The sequence below is a fragment of the Obesumbacterium proteus genome, from assembly GCF_001586165.1.
GTDB classification, from domain to species: Bacteria; Pseudomonadota; Gammaproteobacteria; order Enterobacterales; family Enterobacteriaceae; genus Hafnia; species Hafnia protea.
Genome location: NZ_CP014608.1, coordinates 24,833 through 45,639 on the forward strand (window position 1 = coordinate 24,833; position 20,807 = coordinate 45,639).

Genomic DNA, 20,807 nt, shown 5'->3' on the forward strand with positions numbered 1-20,807 from the left:
TATGAGTAACTTCGATAAAAACGATTTGAACGGTTTAGTTGGCAAACACTTGGTCTATACCTATGACAACGGCTGGAATTATGAAATCTATGTCAAAAATTCCACAACGTTAGATTATCGAATTCATAGTGGGATCGTGGGTAATCGCTGGGTAAAAGATCAAACAACCTATATTGTTCGCGTCGCTAAAGCGGCATATAAAATTTCGTGGACGGAACCGACCGGAACCGATGTCAGCCTAATCGTTAACTTAGAAGATAACGTTTTTCATGGAACGATCTTCTTCCCTCGTTGGGTCATCAATAACCCTGAAAAAACAGTTTGTTTCCAAAACGAGCATATTGCAGAAATGAAAGCCTATCGCGATGCAGGCCCGGCTTATCCAACCGAAGTCATTGACGAATTTGCGACTATTACGTTTGTTCGTGACTGTGGTGAAAACAACGAAAGCGTAATTAATTGCCCTGCGAGCGAATTGCCTCGTAATTTTCCCCATAATCTGTAAATAGCATTTCGGGCCGACTTTATTCGGCCCGACGTTATATTATTTTTTAAATTCTTTAGGTGTTATCCCACCAACAGCGTTTTCGGTTCTAAGTAAGCAGAAAGCCCCCACTTACCCATTTCACGACCGAAACCAGACTGTTTAAAACCACCAAACGGTGCTTGTGGCTCATGCGCCAACGTATTCACTAACACGCGCCCTGATTCAATTTGGCGTGCAATATTAACCGCTCGCGGGGTATTGCCGCTCACCACCATTGCGCTCAGACCATAGCGGGTATCGTTCGCAATTTTCACCGCATCAGCATCATCCTGATAAGGAATGATCACCAGCACCGGTCCAAAGATCTCTTCACGAGCGATACGCATCTGATTGTTAACCTGAGTAAATAGCGTTGGTTTCACAAACCAGCCTTTACCCTCACCTTCTGGCCGACCTTCTCCCCCCGCCAACAGTTTTGCACCTTCTTGCACGCCCATTTTGATGTAGCTCTGCACGCGATCCCACTGTTTGCGGCTAACCATAGGGCCGATTTCTGTTTCGGAAGCCTGCGGATTTCCTGATATTGTGCGGTTAACCGCGGTTGCAAACGCCTGTTCAAACTCAGCTAAACGACTCTGAGGGACTAAAATACGCGTCCCCGCAACACACGCCTGCCCGCTATTCATGAAGCCTGCCATCAGCGCCATTGGCACCGCTTGAGCAACGTCTGCATCATCTAAAATAATCGTTGGCGATTTTCCCCCTAGCTCTAATGTCACCCGCTTCAAGCTTGCCGAACTGGTGGACACGATGTGCTTTCCTACCGCCGTTGAGCCGGTGAAGGAGATCTTGGCAATATCAGGATGAGTGTTGATCTCCTCGCCAACCACGTCGCCACGGCCGGTCACAATATTGAATACGCCTGCGGGTATATTGGCTTCATGCAGCGCTTCAGTAATGATTTGGGTCTGAATCGCGCTCATTTCACTGGGCTTAATCACCGCCGTACAGCCCGCCGCCATTGCCGTCGCCAGTTTATTACAGATAAAACCAGCATCGCTGTTCCAAGGCGTAATCAAACCAGCCACACCCACCGGAGACATCACCACCTGCGCCATTCCCGCTTGTTGTTCAAATTCAAACGATTTTAGCGCGTCCATGGCCTGCAAAATGACATCAGCAGGATAGGTTGCCATCCAACGTGAACGAGAGACTGGTGCACCATATTCCATAATAATGGCTTCCATCAGTTGCTCTTCGCGAGCTGAAACCGCCGCGTGCATACGCTCCAGCACAACTAGACGCTGCTCTTTGGTGGTTTGCGACCACGTTGGGAATGCCGCTTTCGCCGCCGCTATCGCACGCTGGGTATCTTCAACGTCAGCCATACGCACGGTGCCAATAACTTCTTCCGTCGCCGGATTAAAGAGCTCAAATAACTCAGTACCGTGTGGGGTGACAAACTCGCCGTTGATATAAATTTTATCGATGTGTTGCATGTTCTTCTCCAGCTGCGACGCTAACCGTAGCGTGCTCTCAATGCGAAGAAGTATAGAAAGAGTGTACCGCTCTGATAAGCGGGTATATGATGCACGAGCTGTTACGAAAATCGGGATAATCTATGCATCGAACAGGTTTAACAGAGCTGGAAGTGATCCTTGCGGTCGCGCATCGGCAAAGCTTTCGCGCCGCTGCGCGTGAGCTGGGTATGTCCGCTACGGCCGTCAGCAACGCCGTGGCAGGACTAGAAACGCGCTTAAAAGTACGCCTGTTTAACCGTTCAACCCGCAGCGTAGCGCTCACCGAAGCTGGGCAGCGCTATGTCGAACGTATCGCTCCTGCACTGGCCGAAATTCAGCGCGCCTCTGAAGAGATAAGCACGCAGCCAGATGTTCCGACGGGTACGCTTCGCATTAATGCGCCGCCGGAAACCGCGTCTTTATTATTCGAACCGCTGCTACGAGAATATCTGCAACGCTATCCGCAAATGCGCTTAGATATTGCCACCGAGGCACGCATGGTCGATATCGTGGCCGAGGGTTTTGATGCAGGAATTCGGCTGGCAGAGTCAGTCCCTCAGGATATGATCGCCGTTCCTATCACCACAGACGTACGAATGATGATCGTAGGCACACCAGAATATTTTGCGACCTATGGAAAACCGCAATCACCCGACGATCTTAAAAACCATCATGGCGTTGGGATGAGAATGTCACACGGCGGCATTTATCATTGGGAATTAGAACGTCATCAGCAAAAATTTGCCGTTAACATGCCCACGCGTGTTGTCCTGAGCGAAATGCGCGCCATCCATCAGGCAGCGCGCAGTGGCATTGGCTTAGCCTTTATTTCTGAATGGTTCATCAGAGAAGATCTCGCCAGTGGAAAACTGGTCAGCGTTCTCGATGAGTGGTGCCCCTATTTTGATGGGCTAAGGCTCTATTATCCCGGCCGCCGTCATCCGCCCGCCGGACTCAAAGCGCTCATCGATCTAATTAGAGAAATACGTGATAGAAAAACCGCTGTCTAATCAGCTATCCCTATCATTTCACGCACGATAACCGCCAATTTTTGCACCGCTTTTTCGCTTTTGTCTGTCCATTCGTGAGAGACATTAAAGCGAAAATAGTTGGTGTACTGATTGCTGGCAGAAAACATCTGACCGGGGGCGATGCTAATCCTTTCATTCAGCGCTCGGTGGTACAGCTCGGTCGCATTCACGTTGATAGGCAGTTCGACCCACAGAAAATAGCCGCCGTGTGAATAATTAATATTCACGCCCTGCGGAAGATGTGCGCGCAGTGACTGCCATGCCGCATATTTTCGCTGCTCCATCACTCGGCGCAGACGCCGCAAATGGCTGTCGTAGCTGCGAGTGGCTAAATAATTCGCCAGCGCCAGCTGCATTGGTGCACTGGTCGAAAGCGTGCTCATGAGCTGCAACTGCTGGATTTTTCTCGCCATATTCCCTGCCGCCACCCAGCCAACACGAAATCCGGCCACCAAGCTTTTCGAGAACGAAGAGCAGTGCATGGTCATTCCCGTCTCATCAAAGGCTTTGGCCGGAAGCGGTTTTTCGCCACCGGCATACAGCTCGCCATAAACGTCATCTTCAATCAAATACACGTTATGCCGCTGTAAGAGCGCCACCAGCTGCTGTTTTTTCTCGACCGAAAGCGTACAGCCCAACGGGTTTTGAATATTGGTCATCAGCCAGCACGCACGTACCGGATAAGTCTTTAGCGCCTCTTCTAACGCCGCTAAATCAATGCCGAACTCGGGATGTGCCGCAATTGAGAGAGCCTTTAACCGCAAGCGTTCGAGCGCCTGCAATGCACCGTAAAAGCACGGATTTTCTACAATCACCCAGTCGCCAGGCTGTGTGACGGCCTGCAAACTCAGGTTAAGCGATTCCAATGCGCCAGCGGTAATGACGATCTCCTCAGGATCGATACGAATGCCCTGCATGGCATAGCGTTTCGCGAGGATCTTACGCAGATCTTCATTGCCCGGCGGCAAATTATCCGTGGCGCTTAGCGTCGTCATCGCCCGCGCCACCGTGGTCAGCGATTTACTAATTTGTTGGCGGGGAAACAGGGTTGGATCGGGATACGCAGAGCCAAACGGCACAATGGCGGGATCGCGGCTGGCCTGCAAAACATCAAAAATAAAAGCGTTGATGCCGACTTCTTCGGCACGCTGCACGGACTCATGCGTAGGCGACGGGGCTAAAAACTTCGCCTGCGGCGCAACGTAATAGCCCGACTGCGGACGGGAAACAATCCACCCTTGGCTTTCTAAAATTTGGTAAGCGTGCATCACCGTCATCAGGCTCAAGCCAGAGTGCAAAACCTGTTCACGCAGCGACGGCAGCTTATCGCCGACTTGCCAAATTTCAGCGGTGATCTGCCCGCGAATGCGTTTTACCAAGTCTTCATATTTTGCCACTGCGCTCTCCGATAGGGTGTCGTCGCCATGATCCAAATCAAACTGTTATACATTAAAACAACATTTCTGTTTCTGTCATATCTATTTTACAGCCCGTAAGATCCCTTTCATCGTTCCGGCCCTGATCGCTCCGGCACTCCGTTTCTCACGCCTGCAATTTACCGCGCAGAACTTTATGTCAGTACGAGGCTGTCCATGTTCGGATTAGACGCATTCCATCTCGCCAGGATCCAGTTTGCTTTTACGGTATCCTTTCACATCATTTTCCCTGCCATCACCATCGGGCTAGCCAGCTTTTTGGCGGTGCTGGAAGGCTTATGGCTCAAAACGCGTAACCCGGATTACCGCACGCTCTATCACTTTTGGGCGAAAGTGTTCGCCGTCAATTTCGGCATGGGCGTGGTTTCCGGCTTAGTCATGGCTTATCAATTTGGCACTAACTGGAGCGGATTTTCCCAATTTGCGGGCAGCATTACCGGCCCGTTGCTCACCTATGAAGTGCTCACCGCGTTTTTCCTTGAAGCCGGATTTCTTGGCGTCATGCTGTTTGGCTGGAACAAAGTGGGCAAAGAGCTGCACTTTTTTGCCACCTGCATGGTGGCGCTCGGCACGCTGATGTCGACGTTCTGGATCTTGGCGTCCAACAGTTGGATGCATACCCCACAGGGCTATGAAATCGTGAACGGTCAGGTAGTTCCAGTTGATTGGCTGGCGGTGATCTTCAACCCTTCGTTCCCTTATCGCCTGCTGCATATGACCACCGCCGCTTTCCTGAGCAGCGCTTTCTTTGTCGGAGCTTCTGCGGCGTGGCATCTACTGCGTGGAAACGACACGCCTGCCACGCGCAAAATGCTTTCAATGGCACTCTGGATGGCGCTGATCGTCGCCCCGCTTCAGGCTTTTATTGGCGACATGCATGGCCTTAACACGCTTAAATATCAGCCAGCAAAAATCGCCGCGATCGAAGGCCATTGGGAGAATAAACCCGGCGAAGCAACGCCGCTGATTCTATTCGGGCTGCCCGACATGGAGCGTGAAGAAACACGCTTTAAAATGGAAGTGCCCTATCTTGGCAGCCTGATCCTGACGCACAGTCTTGATAAGCAAGTGCCTGCATTAACCGAATTTGCCAAAGAGGATCGTCCAAACTCGCCGCTGGTGTTCTGGTCATTTCGCATTATGGCTGGCCTTGGCATGTTGATGATTTTGCTGGGGGCTATCGGCTTATGGCTGCGCTATCGACAGCGTTTGTACACATCGCGCCCTTTCCTGCATTTCGTATTCTGGATGGGACCTTCGGGACTCATCGCCATTTTAGCCGGTTGGATAACCACCGAAGTGGGCCGCCAGCCGTGGATTGTGCATGGCCTGATGCGCACTAAAGATGCCGTATCTGCCCATGGCGATCTGCATATGAGCATCAGTTTGCTGACGTTCTTCGTAGTCTACGGTGCGGTCTTTGGCGTGGGTTACGCCTATATGATGCGGCTGATCCGTAAAGGCCCTGAACCGATTATTCCAGAAGCCCATAGCGAAGCGTTACCTACCGCCGCCGGACGCATTGCCGCTAAGCCCTCTCATCAGCAGGAGACTCACTAATGGGTATCGATCTGCCACTCATTTGGTTCGCCATCATTATTTTCTCCACCTTGATGTATATCGTGATGGATGGCTTCGATTTAGGCATTGGCATGTTGCTGCCCGTCACCCGTGATATGCAAGAGCGCGACATGATGGTCAACACCGTCGCCCCCGTATGGGACGGCAACGAGACGTGGCTAGTGCTCGGCGGCGCGGCGCTATTTGGTGCCTTCCCTCTGGCCTATGCGGTGATTGTTGATGCGTTATCTATTCCCCTCACGCTGATGCTGATCGCGCTGATTTTCCGCGGCGTCGCCTTTGAGTTTCGCTTCAAAGCGCTGCCTAATCATCGCGGATTCTGGGACAAGGCTTTTATCGTTGGCTCAGGCTGCGCCACGTTTATGCAAGGTATCGTGGTCGGCGCCGTGATTAACGGTTTTCCCGTATCGGAGCGAACCTTTGTCGGTGGTGCATTTGATTGGCTTACGCCGTTTAACCTGTTCTGCGGTATCGGCCTGATGTGCGCCTATGCGCTGCTGGGCAGCACGTGGCTCATCATGAAAACCAGTCATCAGCTGCAAAATAAAATGTATCGTATTACGCGCCCTTTACTGCTGGCTCTGCTGGCAATTATTGCCGTCATCAGCATTTGGACTCCGCTGGCACACAGCGCCATTGCCGAGCGGTGGTTTAGCTGGCCAAACATCGCGTTCCTTTTGCCGGTTCCCGTGCTGACGCTCGTGTGCGCCGGAGTGATTTGGCGCGGAACGCGCCACGGCGACCACTACTTACCGTTTGTGATGACCCTATTATTGGTTTTCCTCGGTTTTAGCGGGCTGGGGATCAGTATCTGGCCGCATATCATTCCGCCTTCTATCGACATCTGGCAGGCGGCGGCACCGCCGCAAAGCCTCGGATTTATGCTGGTTGGCGCCTTGTTCATCATCCCAATTATTTTGGTTTACACCTTCTGGAGCTATTACGTTTTTCGCGGAAAAATCAGCGCCGACGAAGGCTATCACTGAGTAGACGAGGTAAAACATGACAACGATTGAAGCGCAAACGCCCCGCTCTCCGTTATGGAAACGCATGCTGTGGCTGGCAGCTATCTGGGCTGGAAGCGTGTTGGCACTGGGCTGTGTCTCAATGCTATTCCGTTTATTGATGACGACCGCTGGGCTGAAATCACATTGAGCGCCATTAACCACACAAAAATGATAGAATTATGTTATCAAGCTGTAACATCAATACAGGTGACCGAACATGAGCGAAATTGAACGCATCCTTAAAGAAGAAATCGACAGGGTGAATAAAGCCGAGCATCGCGATAATCGCCCGCGCTTTAGCATCAGCTTTATTAAAAAACATCCTGGGCTATTCGTGGGTATGTATCTGGCCTATGCGGCGACTCTGGCGGTGATGTTGCAGTCAGAAACGCTGGCAGACGTGACATGGGTAATGACGCTGCTGTTTGTGGGATTGAATCTGTTCTTCTTTTTTGACGTCAATCCACGCTACCACTACGACGATATCGACGTTCTGGACCTGCGCGTATGCTTCAACGGCGAATGGTATAACACGCGAATGGTGCCGGATGCGCTGGTCGACAGTATTCTGCAATCATCTCAGGTAGATGAATCACGCAAACAGAAGCTACGCGCCATTATGCAGCGAAAATCTGAACTGTCGTTCTACGACATCTTTGCCGTGGGGCAGAATCGATCGCCGGTTTGATCCCCTCTCAATAAATGCCCCCACCCCAGCCCTCCCCCTCGCAGGGGAGGGAGCAGACCTGTTCTCGATATTATTCAAGCGCTCGATCGGCTCCTCCCCCTGAGAAGGGGGAGGCTGGGAGGGGGGTAAACTCAAATCAACTCAACTCAACTCAACTCAACTCAACTCAACTCAACAAACAATGATGATCCGGCTTCATCGGGATCGGTTTCTCATCGTCTTCAATCATTTCCCGCAAATTGATCTCTATCGTGGCAGAAATCGCATTGAGCGGCAGATCGTTCGGCGCCATGCCAAAGGGATCTTCCAGTTCTTCAGCCAGTGAATCCAACGAGATAAAGGTATAGGAAATAAATACCGATACCAGCGGCGTGAGATAGTGTAAATCCGACACCAAGGCAAACGGCAGCAACGCGCAGAATAAGTAAACGGTGCGATGCACAATCAGGCTATAGGCAAACGGGATCGGCGTATTGGAAATCCGTTCGCAGCCGCCAAGAATAGAAGAAAGATGGTTCAAGTTGCTGTCTATCGAATGAAAACTGATGTCGCTAATCCGCCCCAATCGGCGCTGTTCACCTAACCACATCCCCATTTTCAACAACAGCGTATTACAAGGTGAATGGCTATTGAGCACCGAATTACGCTCCGATGGCGCCAGCAGCCGGTCTACATCAATACGCATATCGGTTTTACGCAGCTGATGCTTCAAGCAGTAGGTGAACGCAATCAGCAACGACGTGAAATAGCGCGCCTGTTCGGCGGGATCCGGCATCAGGCTTTTCACTTCCCTCAGCAGCGAACGCTCGGTGATCAGCAGATTCCCCCACAGCAGGCGCGCCTCGGTAAAACGCGCATAGCTGGCGTTATTGCGAAACCCGAGGAAGATCGCAATGGCGACGCCCAGCAGGCTGAACGGAGCCAACGTCAGATTCACATCCAACATTTCATGCCACAGATAACAAACCACAGCGATGCAGGCAAAAACAAAATTTAAGCTTAAGCGGAAGAGAATTTTAGGTAACACGGAGCCATGCCACACAAATAGGTGGCGAAACCAATGTTGTTGGGGTCTAACAATCATAATTAAGGTGTTTTGTGACGGATGGAGAACAACCTGCGGCAGAACTTTTAGAAACGGTATTCATTAAAAACAATGTTCACTAAAACAATGTTCGTTAAAAACGGCTTTCGTCAAAATCAGACAGGGACTGACGATCTCGGAATCGATCGACGCGCTAGTGTATGCCTGCATTTTAAGTGCTTCAAGCGGTGATACGCCTAGCGAGAATTATCTGATTAAAATCGCGCCGAATCCGCTTTATTCCCACGAATTCCCCCTGCGTTGATGCTTGTTTGCATCCAGAGTGTTAGGCTGTGCCCTGCTTTTTTTAGCAACTCACATAGAAACAAAAAACCGCAACAATAAGGATAGGTTTCATGGAGACATTCAAAGCACAGACTCCGGCTGAAGAATATGGCGTGGGCATCACCCGCCGTAGCGGAGTTATCAGCAACGGCAAACCTGCCGCTGAGTTAACGTTTGAGTCTGGTGCTTTTAGCCAGCTACGCAAGCAGATGCAAGGTAACACCACGCGCGTGGTTAGCGGAGAGTTTGAATTTACCGTTGGCGCAGAGACTCATCTGCTTATCGCCGGTGAATCCGTAAATATTCCCGTTAACATAATCAGTGGATGCTTCTGCCTTTCCACTGGAGTTTTGGTGGAAGCGCCGCTCTAGAACGGCCCTCCCAGTGAATTAATATGAGAAAATTGTGATCCACATCAATTGTGGATCACCCTAAATAGCCCTCTTTTACCCCGTTTTTCGTTCATTCATTCCTGCTTTAATGCATTTCATTCCTGCACTCAGGCTATTCATTCCCAGAATGGATCGCTGCCCTATAGATAGCCTTAACATACTCACAGTTAATAAATATTTATCTGGAGCAGCATCATGAATATGACTGGCATGCAAAATTACAATCGCACCCGCTGGCTAACGCTGGTTGGCACCATCATTACTCAGTTCGCTCTGGGTTCCGTTTATACCTAGAGCCTGTTCAACGGCCCTCTGTCTGAAAAATTAGATGAACCCATCAGCCGCGTTGCCTTTTCCTTCGGTCTGCTGAGCCTCGCACTTGCGGTGGCTTCTTCCGTCGCAGGTAAATTGCAGGACCGTTTCGGCGTTCGCAACGTTACTATCGCCGCAGGTGCTGTATTAGCACTGGGCTTCTTCTTAACAGCGCACTCTAACAACCTGATTATGTTGTATCTCAGCGCCGGTATTTTAGTTGGCCTTGCCGATGGTGCCGGTTACCTGATGACGCTTTCTAACTGCGTGAAATGGTTCCCTGAGCGTAAAGGCATGATTTCAGCCTGCGCTATTGGTGCCTATGGTTTAGGTAGTCTTGGTTTTAAATATATCGATACCAGCCTGCTGGCCGCCTACGGCTTGGAAAACACCTTCATGATTTGGGGTGGTTTAGCCATGGTGATGGTGATGGCTGGGGCAATGCTGATGAAAGATGCGCCAAAACAAGAAGCTGCTGCATCGAATGCGCAAGGTAAAAGCACCGCGCAGGATTACACACTGGCAGAAGCCGTGCGTCAGCCACAATACTGGATGCTAGCGCTGATGTTCCTGACCGCATGCATGAGTGGCTTGTATGTGATTGGTGTCGCGAAAGATATCGGTGAAGGCATGGTTCATCTGCCTGCCATGACCGCCGCGAGCGCCGTAACCGTGATTGCTATTGCTAACCTGAGTGGCCGCTTGGTGCTGGGTATCCTGTCTGACAAAATGGCACGTATTCGCGTTATCTCTCTGGCTCAGGTCATTTCTCTCATCGGTATGGGTACACTGCTATTCGTTCCTCTGAATGAAGGCCTGTTCTTTGCTTCTGTTGCTTGTATCGCCTTCAGCTTCGGCGGCACCATTACCGTATATCCATCGCTGGTAAGTGACTTCTTTGGTTTAAACAACCTGACTAAAAACTACGGCCTGCTGTATCTGGGCTTCGGTATCGGCAGCATCATTGGTTCCATCATCGCGTCAATGTTCGGTGGCTTCATCGTGACTTTCTCAGTAATTATGACTCTGCTGGTGATTTCACTGGTGCTGTCTGCAACCATCCGTATGCCAGGACACCGTGAAGAACACAACCAACTAGCCCACGTATAAATCGAGTTTTAAAGTAACACCTGCACTAAGCCACCGCCTGCGGTGGCTTTTTTCTTTTTACATTCCCCATCACTGGCAGCATTGCTTTCCATCTTTAATTAGGCCGATTTCCGACATTCTTTGCGCCCATAGCACTCTTGTCGTATGACTATAATAAGCCAGAGATTTAACTACCGAACGCAACCTCGAAAATGGAGTGTCATCATGTTAAATATCGATCGTAAAAGTTTGCTCGGTCTAGATGGAAACTTTCTCAAAAAACAGCGGACCCTGCTGTTAGTCATTTCCTTTCTGCTGCTATTAGGCGGAATTTTCTGCCTGATTAACCCCTTTGCATCCGGTGCCGCGCTAAGTGCCATTGTGGGCACGCTGTTTGTGCTCAGTGGTTTGGGTTTGATTATCGGGATGATTGCTAACCGCACACGTAACTTCTGGCCAATGGTGGCGGGCATTCTGATGGGCGTCGCATACATCATTATGGGCTACGTATTTATCACCAACCCGATGGTAGGGATTTTCACCATGTCGGTGATCTTAGCGACCCTCTTTGCCCTAGGCGGTATTATTCGTTTGAGTGCCGGTTTCAAACTGCGTGGCGTGAGCGGAGGATGGCTCCAAATCATCATTGGGATTTTAGACTTGGCGATTGCCGCCATGTTTATCACCGCCGGCCCAGCCATGTCAGTCACGCTGGTCACCACTATCGTTGGGATTGAGATGCTGTTTAGCTCTTTCAGCTGTTTCCAAATCGCGGGGCTGTTTAAGCGAGAGGCTTAATACTTAATTCGGGATATCTATGTATTTGAACTATAGGTGAAAGGTTTCGTCCGCCTATAACACCAAGCTGTTTTTTGCTTAGGCCTTGGCAGGACGAGCCGCCGAGACAGGGATGTCTCGGCGGAGTTTGGGGCGCCCCGGATGGGCGATACCAAACCGGAGCGAAAATGGCATCTCGGATACAAGCGCGCGAGTTAAGAGGCCGCGCGCTGGCGGCCTCTTATCGGACGCATACACATATGTCTTATGGAAGTGCATGAGCTAATTGGCGTCCGAAATATTACACCTATCTAAGATACACAATGATATTCATGTTTCACATTGCCGCCCGATACAGCGCCTCGATCTCTGCGATTTTCGCCTGGCGGGGATTACCTCCAGTACAAACATCGTCAAACGCAGCCTGCGCCAGCTCTGCGATATCATCCTCACGCACGCCAACCTCTTTTAGCGAAGCGGGAATCCCCACGTCACGATTCAGTGCTTCTACCGCTTGAATTGCTGCTTCTCGCACTTGTTCCAACGAAGCATGTGCTACATCGGCCCCCATTGCCTGCGCAATCTGACGGTATTTTTCACCGGTATATGCGGCGTTATAACGCATAACATGAGGCAGCAAAATCGCGTTGGCTACGCCGTGCGGGGTGTTATAAAACGCGCCTAGCGGATGGGCCATACCGTGCACCAAGCCTAACCCCACGTTGGAGAATCCCATCCCCGCCACATATTGTCCCAGCGCCATATCTTCAACGGCCTCAGGCAGACCGGCAACCGAGCTACGCAGCGACCGAGCGATGATTTCAATCGCTTTCAGATGCAGTGTGTCGGTAAGCTCCCATGCGCCGCGCGTGATAAATCCCTCAATCGCGTAGGTAAGCGCATCCACACCCGTTGCGGCTTTCAAACTGGCGGGCATGCCGTCCATCATATCGGCGTCGATAAAGGCCACCAGCGGGATGTCATGAGGATCGACACAAACAAACTTCCGGCGATTCTCCTCATCGGTGATCACGTAGTTAATGGTCACTTCAGCCGCCGTTCCTGCCGTGGTTGGAATGGCCAAAATCGGCACGCTTGGGCTATGAGTTGGCGCGACGCCTTCCAAACTGCGCACATCCTCAAACTCAGGGTTAGCGCTGATGATCCCAATCGCTTTGCAGGTATCCTGCGGTGAACCGCCACCAATAGCGATTAGATAATCAGCGCCACTCGCGTTAAACGTTGCCAGCCCACGCTGCACAACGGCAATCGTAGGATTAGGCACCACGCGATCAAAAATCTGATATTCCAATCCGGCAGCATCGAGTTTAGCGGTCACCTTGTCCACCACGCCACAGGCAACCAACTGAGCGTCGGTTACGATCAGCGCTTTGCCATAACCACGGCGCAAAACCTCTGGCACTAACTCATTCACCGCGCCACGACCAAAAAACGATGTTTCATTCAAAATCATTCGATTTGTCATAATGAAAACCCCTTAGTGAGAAATATTGTCGCCGCGTTACTCTTCTACACGCAGGCCGTAAGTCTTGAATTTCTCCAACACAATGGCGATTTCTTCATCAGACAATACCGGTACCGGATCAACAATTGGCAGCGTTGCTAGATAAAGCTCGGCCAAAACTTCAACCTCGTGAGCCAGCCACAACGCCTTTTGTAAATTGGCTTCGCAGGCAATCATGCCGTGATGCTGTAACAGCGTGGCTTTACGATTTTTTAGCGCAACGGCGACATGCTCAGAGAGTTGTTTGGTGCCAAACGTTGCATAAGGCGCGCAGGGAATGGTGCTGCCACCGGCGGCGGCAATCATGTAATGAATGGCTGGGATTGGGCGATTCAGAATAGAAACCGCCGTGCAGTTCACGGCATGGTTGTGTACTACCGCGTTGGCTTCTGGACGCGTTTGATACGCAATCTGATGGAAGCGCCATTCACTAGAAGGCACTTTCCCCTCCTCGTGTTTCCCATGCTGGTCGATATAAACAATATGTGACTCGGTCAAATTCTCATAAGGGATGCCCGTTGGGGTAATCAGCATTCCATCACGGTAGCGCACGCTGACATTACCCGCAGTCCCCTGATTTAGGCCCAGACGTGTCATTTCCAAGCAGGTATGAATTATTTCACGAGCCAATGAGTCTCTTTCCATTTGTTGCCTCTCTGATTATTGATGGAATCAGTCATTTAAAAATAACGGTGTTGGTAGCTGTCATATTTATCCTGTAGAGAACAACAATAAAAAACCTGATTAAAATATGTGACACAGCTCAATAGAATTACATCACCACCCTATAAAAAGTGCATTAATAGAAAAATAAAAATGTCCGTTTAATTTTCATTAAATAAAAACGGGCAAATCCACAAAAATAAACATAGATCTGACCGTTTAAATTAAAAATAAAATAATCGGGCATTCCATTTGTGTTTTTTATGTCTTATTTGATTAAAACGGGCATGTTTTTTGATTTATTAAAGTGACTACCTTCACATTTCCGTCCCCAATAATATTGAATGTGACTGAACTCATACTTTTAGTGCTTTTTTGTTTTAAGAATAGCTTCACTTACCGCATAAACGGCATGATTGCACCCCGCCTCCGATTGAACGGAGAGTGCCTGAACGTGTTACTGCGGAAGAAGAACAGATTTATGCCAAAAATAATTGGAGTTGCATCCAGGCGGCAAGAGAGCCAATCCCGATGAGCTGACTTTAGCCAGTGATTCAGGTGACCAAGCCTAGCCAACACTGAAGCAACTTCAAGTATGAAGGGTATACACAATATCTCTGTATGACCTAACGAGGGCGCTATGGGAAACGTTTCAATCCAGTCAGAAAACTACCGCGTTGCCAGTCATGAGCGCAAAGGGAATTATTTAATTCCATTTGCATTATTATGTTCACTTTTCTTTTTATGGGCTGTCGCTAACAACCTAAATGATATTTTACTGCCTCAGTTTCAGCAGGCATTTACCTTAACTAACTTTCAAGCTGGACTTATACAGTCAGCATTTTATTTTGGTTACTTCCTCATACCTATTCCTGCCGGAATATTAATGAAAAAACTTAGCTACAAGGCAGGGATTATTACTGGTCTATTATTTTATGCCATTGGCGCCGCACTGTTTTGGCCTGCCGCTGAGGGAATGAACTACACCTTATTTCTTATTGGGTTATTTATCATAGCGGCAGGACTTGGCTGTTTAGAAACGGCGGCTAATCCTTTTGTTACCGTATTAGGGCCAGAAGAATCAGGGCATTTCAGAATTAATCTAGCCCAAACCTTTAACTCATTTGGTGCCATTATTGCCGTCGTCTTTGGTCAGGGGCTGATTTTATCTCATGTTCCTCATCAGCCAGCCGAAGTGTTAAGCCAAATGGCGCCAGAGCAGCTGGCGGCCTATAACCACAGCTTGGTGCTGGCGGTTCAGTCGCCTTACATGATGATCGTGGCCATCGTACTATTTGTCGCCTTGCTGATTGCCTTCACGAAATTCCCTACTATTCAAAGTGATGCGCATAGCGGTGACAAAGGCGGTTCCCTGCTGGCTTCGGTATCACGTTTGCTACGTATTCGTCATTGGCGCTGGGCCGTATTAGCGCAGTTCTGCTACGTCGGTGCTCAAACCGCCTGCTGGAGCTATCTGATCCGTTACGCCATCGAGGAGCTTCCAGGCACAACGCCGGGGTTCGCCGCCAATTATCTGACGGCCACCATGGTGTGCTTCTTCATCGGGCGCTTTAGCGGAACGTGGCTCATCCGTCACTACGCACCGCACAAGGTCTTGGCCACTTACGCCTTTATTTCCATGCTGTTATGCATCATTTCCGCAGCGGCAGGCGGCCACGTTGGCCTCATCGCGCTAACGTTGTGCAGTATGTTCATGTCTATCCAATATCCGACCATTTTCTCCTTAGGGATTAAAGGATTAGATCAGGACACCAAATACGGTTCATCCATCATTGTTATGACCATTATCGGCGGCGGCATTGTCACACCGGTCATGGGCTTTGTTAGCGACGCGGCGGGCAACATCCCAACCGCAGAACTAATCCCGGCGCTGTGCTTCGCCATCATTTTCATCTTTGCCAAGTTCAGATCAAACATCATGCCGCGCGCAACGGCTTAAGCCATTCAACCTTAATGCAATTCAACCTTAATAAAGACAACCTACCGATTAACGTGAGGAAAATAAGAATGAATAGCCAACACCAGACCCTACAAAACCTGCCCAAAATTGGTATCCGCCCAGTCATTGATGGCCGCCGCATGGGTGTACGCGAGTCGCTTGAAGAACAAACCATGAATATGGCTAAAGCCACTGCGCAGCTATTAAGCGAGCAGCTGCATCACGCCTGTGGCGCCGCAGTAGAGTGCGTGATTGCCGATGGCTGTATTGCTGGCATGGCGGAGTCTGCCGCCTGTGAAGATAAATTCAGCCGCCAGAATGTGGGATTAACCATCACCGTCACCCCTTGCTGGTGCTACGGCAGCGAAACCATCGACATGGATCCAATGCGCCCAAAAGCCATTTGGGGCTTTAACGGCACCGAACGCCCTGGCGCGGTATATCTAGCAGCCGCGCTGGCGGCACACAGCCAAAAAGGCATCCCTGCGTTTTCCATTTATGGCCACGATGTGCAGGACGGCGGCGATGACAGTATTCCAGCCGACGTAGAGGAAAAACTTCTACGCTTTGCGCGCGCCGGTTTAGCCGTCGCTAGCATGAAAGGCAAAAGTTATATGTCGCTGGGTGGCGTATCAATGGGGATTGCAGGCTCCATCGTTGATCATAACTTCTTTGAATCTTGGCTCGGTATGAAAGTGCAGTCGGTGGATATGACCGAGCTACGCCGCCGTATCGATCAGAAGATTTACGATGCCGAAGAGCTTGAACTCGCGCTTTCGTGGGCGGATAGCAATTTCCGCTTTGGGCCTGACCTTAATGCCGAACAATATCGTCGTTCGCCAGAAAGTAGCCGAGCGGTATTACGTGAAAGCTTGCTGATGGCCATGTGTATTCGCGACATGATGCAGGGCAACGAAAAACTGGCTCAGCAAGGATTCGTCGAGGAATCACTGGGCTATAACGCGATTGCGGCGGGCTTCCAAGGCCAGCGTCACTGGACCGATCAATACCCTAATGGCGATACCGCTGAAGCCTTGCTCAATAGCTCGTTCGACTGGAACGGCGTGCGCAAACCGTTTGTGGTAGCCACTGAAAACGATAGCCTCAACGGCGTTGCGATGCTGTTTGGCCACATGCTCACCGGTACCGCACAGGTGTTTGCCGACGTGCGTACCTACTGGTCACCTGAAGCGGTAAAACGCGTCACCGGAAGCGAGCTCACCGGTCATGCCAAAGACGGCATCATCCATCTGATTAACTCCGGCTCTGCGGCGCTGGATGGCTCATGCCGTCAGCTTGACGCGCAGGGTAATCCAACCATGAAACCGCATTGGCAAATCAGCCAGAAAGAAGCGGATGCCTGCCTGCAAGCAACCGAATGGTGCCCTGCGATCCACGAATATTTCCGTGGCGGCGGCTATTCATCTCGTTTCCTAACCCGCGGCGGCGTTCCTTTCACCATGTCCCGCGTCAATATCATCAAAGGCATTGGGCCAGTATTGCAGATCGCAGAAGGTTGGAGCGTTGAGCTGCCTAAAGACGTACATGACACGTTAGATAAGCGCACCAACGAAACGTGGCCAACCACATGGTTTGCTCCACGCTTAACCGGCAAAGGGCCGTTTACCGATGTGTACTCTGTGATGGCGAACTGGGGTGCTAACCACGGCGTGCTGACCATTGGTCACGTAGGTGCAGATCTGATTACGCTGGCATCAATGCTGCGTATTCCTGTGTGTATGCATAACGTGGAAGACGGCGAAATCTATCGTCCATCTTCATGGGCTGCGCACGGCATGGATACGGAAGGACAGGACTATCGCGCCTGCCAAAACTACGGGCCTTTGTATAAAAAATAATGCGCGGAGTGACCCCCTCCCAGCCTCCCCCTTCGCAGGGGGAGGAGCACACCGAGTTCGGTTTGCGTCACTGAACGGCGGGGAATTTACTCCCTCCCAACCTCCCCCCTTAGCAGGGGAGGAGCATATCGAGTTCGGTTTGCGTCACTGAACGGCGGGGAATTTACTCCCTCCCAGCCTCCCTCTTCGCAGGGGGAGGGGCATACCGAGTTCGGTTTATGTCACTGAACGGCTCCCTCCCCTGACAAGGGGAGGGTTGGGGTGGGGTAAACCTGTTTATATTTATTCACTAGGAGCCACCATGAACCATGATGTGGTGATCATTTTAGACTGCGGTGCTACCAATATTCGCGCCATGGCGGTAGACGCCAAAGGCATTGTGGTCGCTAAGGCGTCCACCGCCAATGCGAGCCAGCCCGCCGCAGAAAATGACCAATGGCATATCTGGTCATTAGATGACATTTTGCAGCGCTTTGCCGATTGCTGTCAGCAGCTCATGCCACAGCTAAGCGGCTACCAAATTCATGCGCTGAGCGTGACCACCTTTGGCGTTGACGGTGCGCTGGTCGATAAGAATGGCGAACTACTCTATCCAGTGATTAGCTGGAAGTGTCCGCGAACGGCGGCAATTATGGAGAAAATCGATCGCTATATTACGCCCGGCGAACTGCAAACCATTTCCGGCATCGGCCAATTTAGCTTTAATACTTTGTATAAGCTGATCTGGATAAAAGAAAATCGGCCTGAATTATTAGAACAAGCGCATGCATGGCTGTTTATTTCGTCGCTGATTAACCACCGGCTGACCGGCGAATTCACCACCGATCGCACTATGGCAGGCACCAGCCAGCTACTCGACGTGCGCCAAGAAACGTTTAGCGAGACTATTTTACAACGCACCGGCCTTCCCTCTTCGCTCTTCCCGCGCATGGTCGCGGCAGGGGAACATGTTGGCAGCTTAATACCGAAAATGGCCGAGCGTCTTGGCATTCCCGTAGGCACACCGGTGATTTCAGCCGGTCATGATACCCAGTTCGCCCTGTTTGGCTCTGGTGCCGAACTTGATCAGCCCGTGTTGTCATCCGGTACATGGGAAATTCTGATGGTGCGTACACCGCAGGTAAATACGTCGCTGCTGCCGCGTTTTGCCGGTTCGACCTGCGAACTTGATAGCTGCCAAGGCCTGTTTAACCCCGGTCTTCAGTGGTTGGCATCCGGCGTGTTGGAAAGAGTACGCCAGCTCTATTGGCCTAATGAAAAAGTCCCCGATGCCTACGCTCAAATGATTACCGAAGCTGGCGTAATTCGCCCCGGTGCGGAAGGCCTGCGCATGAACTGTCAGCTGCTTGATAGCCACGCTCAAGCCGGTTGGCGCGGCATGCGTTTGCATACCGAACGCGGCCATTTCTACCGCTCAGCTCTCGAAGGGCTTTCTTGGCAACTACAGCAAAATCTCTCGGTGCTAGAAAACATTGGTGGATTTGCCTCTAAGGAACTGTTGCTGGTGGGCGGCGGCAGCCGAAACGTGCTGTGGAACCAGATTAAAGCCGATGTTTTAAACCTTCCGGTCAAAGTACTGCACGATGCAGAAACCACCGTGCTAGGCGCTGCGATGTTCGCTTGGAGCGGCGTGGGTTACTACGATTCGCCAGAACAGGCGCGCCAGCAGGTGAATTATCGCTATCAATTTTATTATCCCGGTGAGCAAAGCGAGATCTATCAATCCCTTGCCCACGAAAATAATCTGCTTATGGAAGGAGTATAAAATGCTGAAAAATATCTCTCCGCTGATCTCACCTCAATTGCTCAAGACCTTGGCAGAGATGGGGCACGGCGATGAAATCATTTTCTCCGATGCGCATTTTCCCGCTCATAGTATGGGGCCAAAGGTCATTCGAGCCGACGGGCTGCGCGTCAGCGATTTACTGGCCGCCATCATCCCGCTGTTTGAACTCGATAGCTACGCCCCGCCGTTGGTCATGATGGCTGCGGTTGAAGGCGATACGCTGGATGCCAGCGTGGAGCAGCGCTATTTGCAGGCATTATCGAGCACCGATCGCCACGATCTTTCGGTCACTCGTATCGATCGCTTTGCCTTTTACGAACGCGCCCAAAAGGCCTTTGCGATCGTCATCACAGGCGAGACGGCTAAATACGGGAATATACTGTTAAAAAAAGGGGTGACGCCTTAATCTCTTGCTCTGGATTTAACCATGCGCCAGCCATCAGGCCAGAACTCGGCGCATGGTTTTTCGTGAGAGGAGAGCCATCGTGAAAACAGATCGCCATCAGGCCATCGTACAACTCATCCGACAGCATGAAACCCTGACCACCGAAGATCTTGCCGAGCTGCTGCATGTCAGCAAAGAGACGATCCGGCGCGATCTCAATGCGCTACAGGCGCAAGGTAAGATCATCCGCCAACATGGCCGCGCCAAAAGTATTAAGCGCGATACGCAAGACAACGGCGATCCCTTCAGCGCTCGCTTGAAAAGCCACTTCACCAGCAAAGCCGATATAGCGCGCCAAACGCTTCCATGGATCGATGCAGGCATGACGATCGCCCTTGATGCCAGCTCAACCTGCTGGTATTTGGCGAAACAGCTACCTGATATTGATATCACCGTGTTCACCAACAGCGTGCGCATTTGCCAAGAACTGTCGAAACGAGAGCATATCCAGCTCATCAGCTCCGGTGGGCTGCTACAGCGTAAATATGCGTGTTATATCAATCCAGCTATTCTCTCCCAGCTTAAAGAACTCGAAATCGATCTCTTTATCTTCTCGTGTGAAGGCGTTGATAAAGAAGGTGTTTTATGGGATTCCAACAGCTACAGCGCTGAATTTAAATCGCTGCTGCTTAAGCGTGCACTACAATCTTTATTGCTGATAGATAAAAGCAAAATGAATCGCACCAGCGAAATAAAGATTGGTGATATTAGCGATGTGGTGCAGGTGATAACGAATTTAGAATCGCCGGAAAATGACGCTTTGTCTGAGGCTGAATATGAGGGTATCAGCCGTTAGCCTGAAATCTTATTTAACCACGGATTAATCCAAAAATGCATGCGAACGCTTGCCGGATGGGCATTATCTCCCTAGAGTTACGCC

The 20,807-nt window shown here is 50.7% G+C and carries 18 protein-coding genes and 1 pseudogene; 14 read left to right on the forward strand and 5 right to left on the reverse strand.

All coding sequences use genetic code 11. The annotated features are described in order from the left end of the window. Position 1 precedes the first annotated feature (1 nt). On the forward strand, positions 2-505 hold the full coding sequence (locus tag DSM2777_RS00140; protein ID WP_061552810.1) for a phenolic acid decarboxylase: 504 nt from the start codon (positions 2-4) through the stop codon (positions 503-505). A 62-nt stretch (positions 506-567) separates the two neighbouring features. Here the strand turns inward: DSM2777_RS00140 and DSM2777_RS00145 are convergent, their stop codons facing one another. After that, positions 568-1,986 carry an aldehyde dehydrogenase family protein gene (locus DSM2777_RS00145; protein ID WP_061552811.1) on the reverse strand — a complete coding sequence of 473 codons (1,419 nt, stop codon included), beginning with the start codon at positions 1,984-1,986 and terminating at the stop codon, positions 568-570. A gap of 122 nt (positions 1,987-2,108) precedes the next feature. On the opposite strand from DSM2777_RS00145, the gene DSM2777_RS00150 reads away from it, so the two are divergent. Beyond that, positions 2,109-3,017 (forward strand): LysR family transcriptional regulator, encoded by a 909-nt coding sequence (locus DSM2777_RS00150; protein WP_061552812.1) that lies wholly within the window; start codon positions 2,109-2,111, stop codon positions 3,015-3,017. Here DSM2777_RS00150 and DSM2777_RS00155 read toward each other — a convergent pair. Then, a complete protein-coding gene (locus DSM2777_RS00155; RefSeq protein WP_061552813.1) occupies positions 3,014-4,435 on the reverse strand; it encodes an aminotransferase-like domain-containing protein in 1,422 nt (473 codons plus the stop codon). The genes DSM2777_RS00150 and DSM2777_RS00155 overlap by 4 nt on opposite strands. A gap of 195 nt (positions 4,436-4,630) precedes the next feature. On the opposite strand from DSM2777_RS00155, the gene DSM2777_RS00160 reads away from it, so the two are divergent. The 4 genes from DSM2777_RS00160 (at position 4,631) to DSM2777_RS00170 (ending at position 7,750) form a co-directional block, all read left to right on the forward strand. Then, entirely contained in the window at positions 4,631-6,034 is a 1,404-nt protein-coding gene (locus DSM2777_RS00160; RefSeq protein WP_061552814.1) for a cytochrome ubiquinol oxidase subunit I, read from the forward strand. Continuing rightward, positions 6,034-7,041 carry a cytochrome d ubiquinol oxidase subunit II gene (gene cydB / locus DSM2777_RS00165; RefSeq protein WP_061552815.1) on the forward strand — a complete coding sequence of 336 codons (1,008 nt, stop codon included), beginning with the start codon at positions 6,034-6,036 and terminating at the stop codon, positions 7,039-7,041. The genes DSM2777_RS00160 and cydB overlap by 1 nt, the downstream gene beginning before the upstream one ends. A gap of 16 nt (positions 7,042-7,057) precedes the next feature. Beyond that, positions 7,058-7,210 carry a DUF2474 domain-containing protein gene (locus DSM2777_RS23535; RefSeq protein WP_064645400.1) on the forward strand — a complete coding sequence of 51 codons (153 nt, stop codon included), beginning with the start codon at positions 7,058-7,060 and terminating at the stop codon, positions 7,208-7,210. A 69-nt stretch (positions 7,211-7,279) separates the two neighbouring features. Then, positions 7,280-7,750 carry a YlaC family protein gene (locus tag DSM2777_RS00170; RefSeq protein ID WP_025798632.1) on the forward strand — a complete coding sequence of 157 codons (471 nt, stop codon included), beginning with the start codon at positions 7,280-7,282 and terminating at the stop codon, positions 7,748-7,750. A gap of 166 nt (positions 7,751-7,916) precedes the next feature. Here DSM2777_RS00170 and DSM2777_RS00175 read toward each other — a convergent pair whose 3' ends face one another. Beyond that, a complete protein-coding gene (locus DSM2777_RS00175; RefSeq protein ID WP_061552816.1) occupies positions 7,917-8,834 on the reverse strand; it encodes a bestrophin family protein in 918 nt (305 codons plus the stop codon). 356 nt (positions 8,835-9,190) lie between these two features. Between DSM2777_RS00175 and DSM2777_RS00180 the strand changes: the two genes are divergently transcribed. The 3 genes and pseudogenes from DSM2777_RS00180 (at position 9,191) to DSM2777_RS00190 (ending at position 11,710) form a co-directional block, all read left to right on the forward strand. Beyond that, a complete protein-coding gene (locus DSM2777_RS00180; protein ID WP_061552817.1) occupies positions 9,191-9,490 on the forward strand; it encodes a cupin domain-containing protein in 300 nt (99 codons plus the stop codon). Between the two features lie 216 nt (positions 9,491-9,706). Further along, positions 9,707-10,933 (forward strand): annotated as a pseudogene (locus tag DSM2777_RS00185) (L-lactate MFS transporter). A gap of 204 nt (positions 10,934-11,137) precedes the next feature. After that, a complete protein-coding gene (locus DSM2777_RS00190) occupies positions 11,138-11,710 on the forward strand; it encodes an HdeD family acid-resistance protein (RefSeq protein WP_046458246.1) in 573 nt (190 codons plus the stop codon). Positions 11,711-12,026: 316 nt separating this feature from the next. On the opposite strand, the gene fucO is transcribed toward DSM2777_RS00190, so the two are convergent. Together fucO and fucA are read right to left on the reverse strand one after the other, a co-directional pair. Beyond that, on the reverse strand, positions 12,027-13,175 hold the full coding sequence (gene fucO / locus DSM2777_RS00195; protein WP_061552819.1) for a lactaldehyde reductase: 1,149 nt from the start codon (positions 13,173-13,175) through the stop codon (positions 12,027-12,029). Between the two features lie 36 nt (positions 13,176-13,211). Continuing rightward, positions 13,212-13,859, reverse strand: a complete 648-nt coding sequence (gene fucA / locus DSM2777_RS00200) for an L-fuculose-phosphate aldolase (RefSeq protein WP_025798618.1) — start codon at positions 13,857-13,859, stop codon at positions 13,212-13,214. A 658-nt stretch (positions 13,860-14,517) separates the two neighbouring features. On the opposite strand from fucA, the gene fucP reads away from it, so the two are divergent. From fucP to fucR, 5 genes are all read left to right on the forward strand, one after another. Next, complete coding sequence (gene fucP, locus DSM2777_RS00205) at positions 14,518-15,837, forward strand: L-fucose:H+ symporter permease (protein WP_061552820.1); 1,320 nt, start codon at positions 14,518-14,520, stop codon at positions 15,835-15,837. Positions 15,838-15,905: 68 nt separating this feature from the next. Next, positions 15,906-17,696 (forward strand): L-fucose isomerase, encoded by a 1,791-nt coding sequence (gene fucI / locus DSM2777_RS00210; RefSeq protein ID WP_046458242.1) that lies wholly within the window; start codon positions 15,906-15,908, stop codon positions 17,694-17,696. A 301-nt stretch (positions 17,697-17,997) separates the two neighbouring features. Next, the gene (gene fucK / locus DSM2777_RS00215) at positions 17,998-19,461 is read left to right on the forward strand and encodes an L-fuculokinase (RefSeq protein ID WP_061552821.1); all 1,464 of its coding nucleotides are present in this window, start codon (positions 17,998-18,000) and stop codon (positions 19,459-19,461) included. 1 nt (position 19,462) lies between these two features. Further along, a complete protein-coding gene (fucU, locus tag DSM2777_RS00220) occupies positions 19,463-19,888 on the forward strand; it encodes an L-fucose mutarotase (protein ID WP_046458240.1) in 426 nt (141 codons plus the stop codon). A 79-nt stretch (positions 19,889-19,967) separates the two neighbouring features. Continuing rightward, positions 19,968-20,723 carry an L-fucose operon activator gene (gene fucR, locus DSM2777_RS00225; RefSeq protein WP_046458239.1) on the forward strand — a complete coding sequence of 252 codons (756 nt, stop codon included), beginning with the start codon at positions 19,968-19,970 and terminating at the stop codon, positions 20,721-20,723. Positions 20,724-20,807 lie beyond the last annotated feature (84 nt).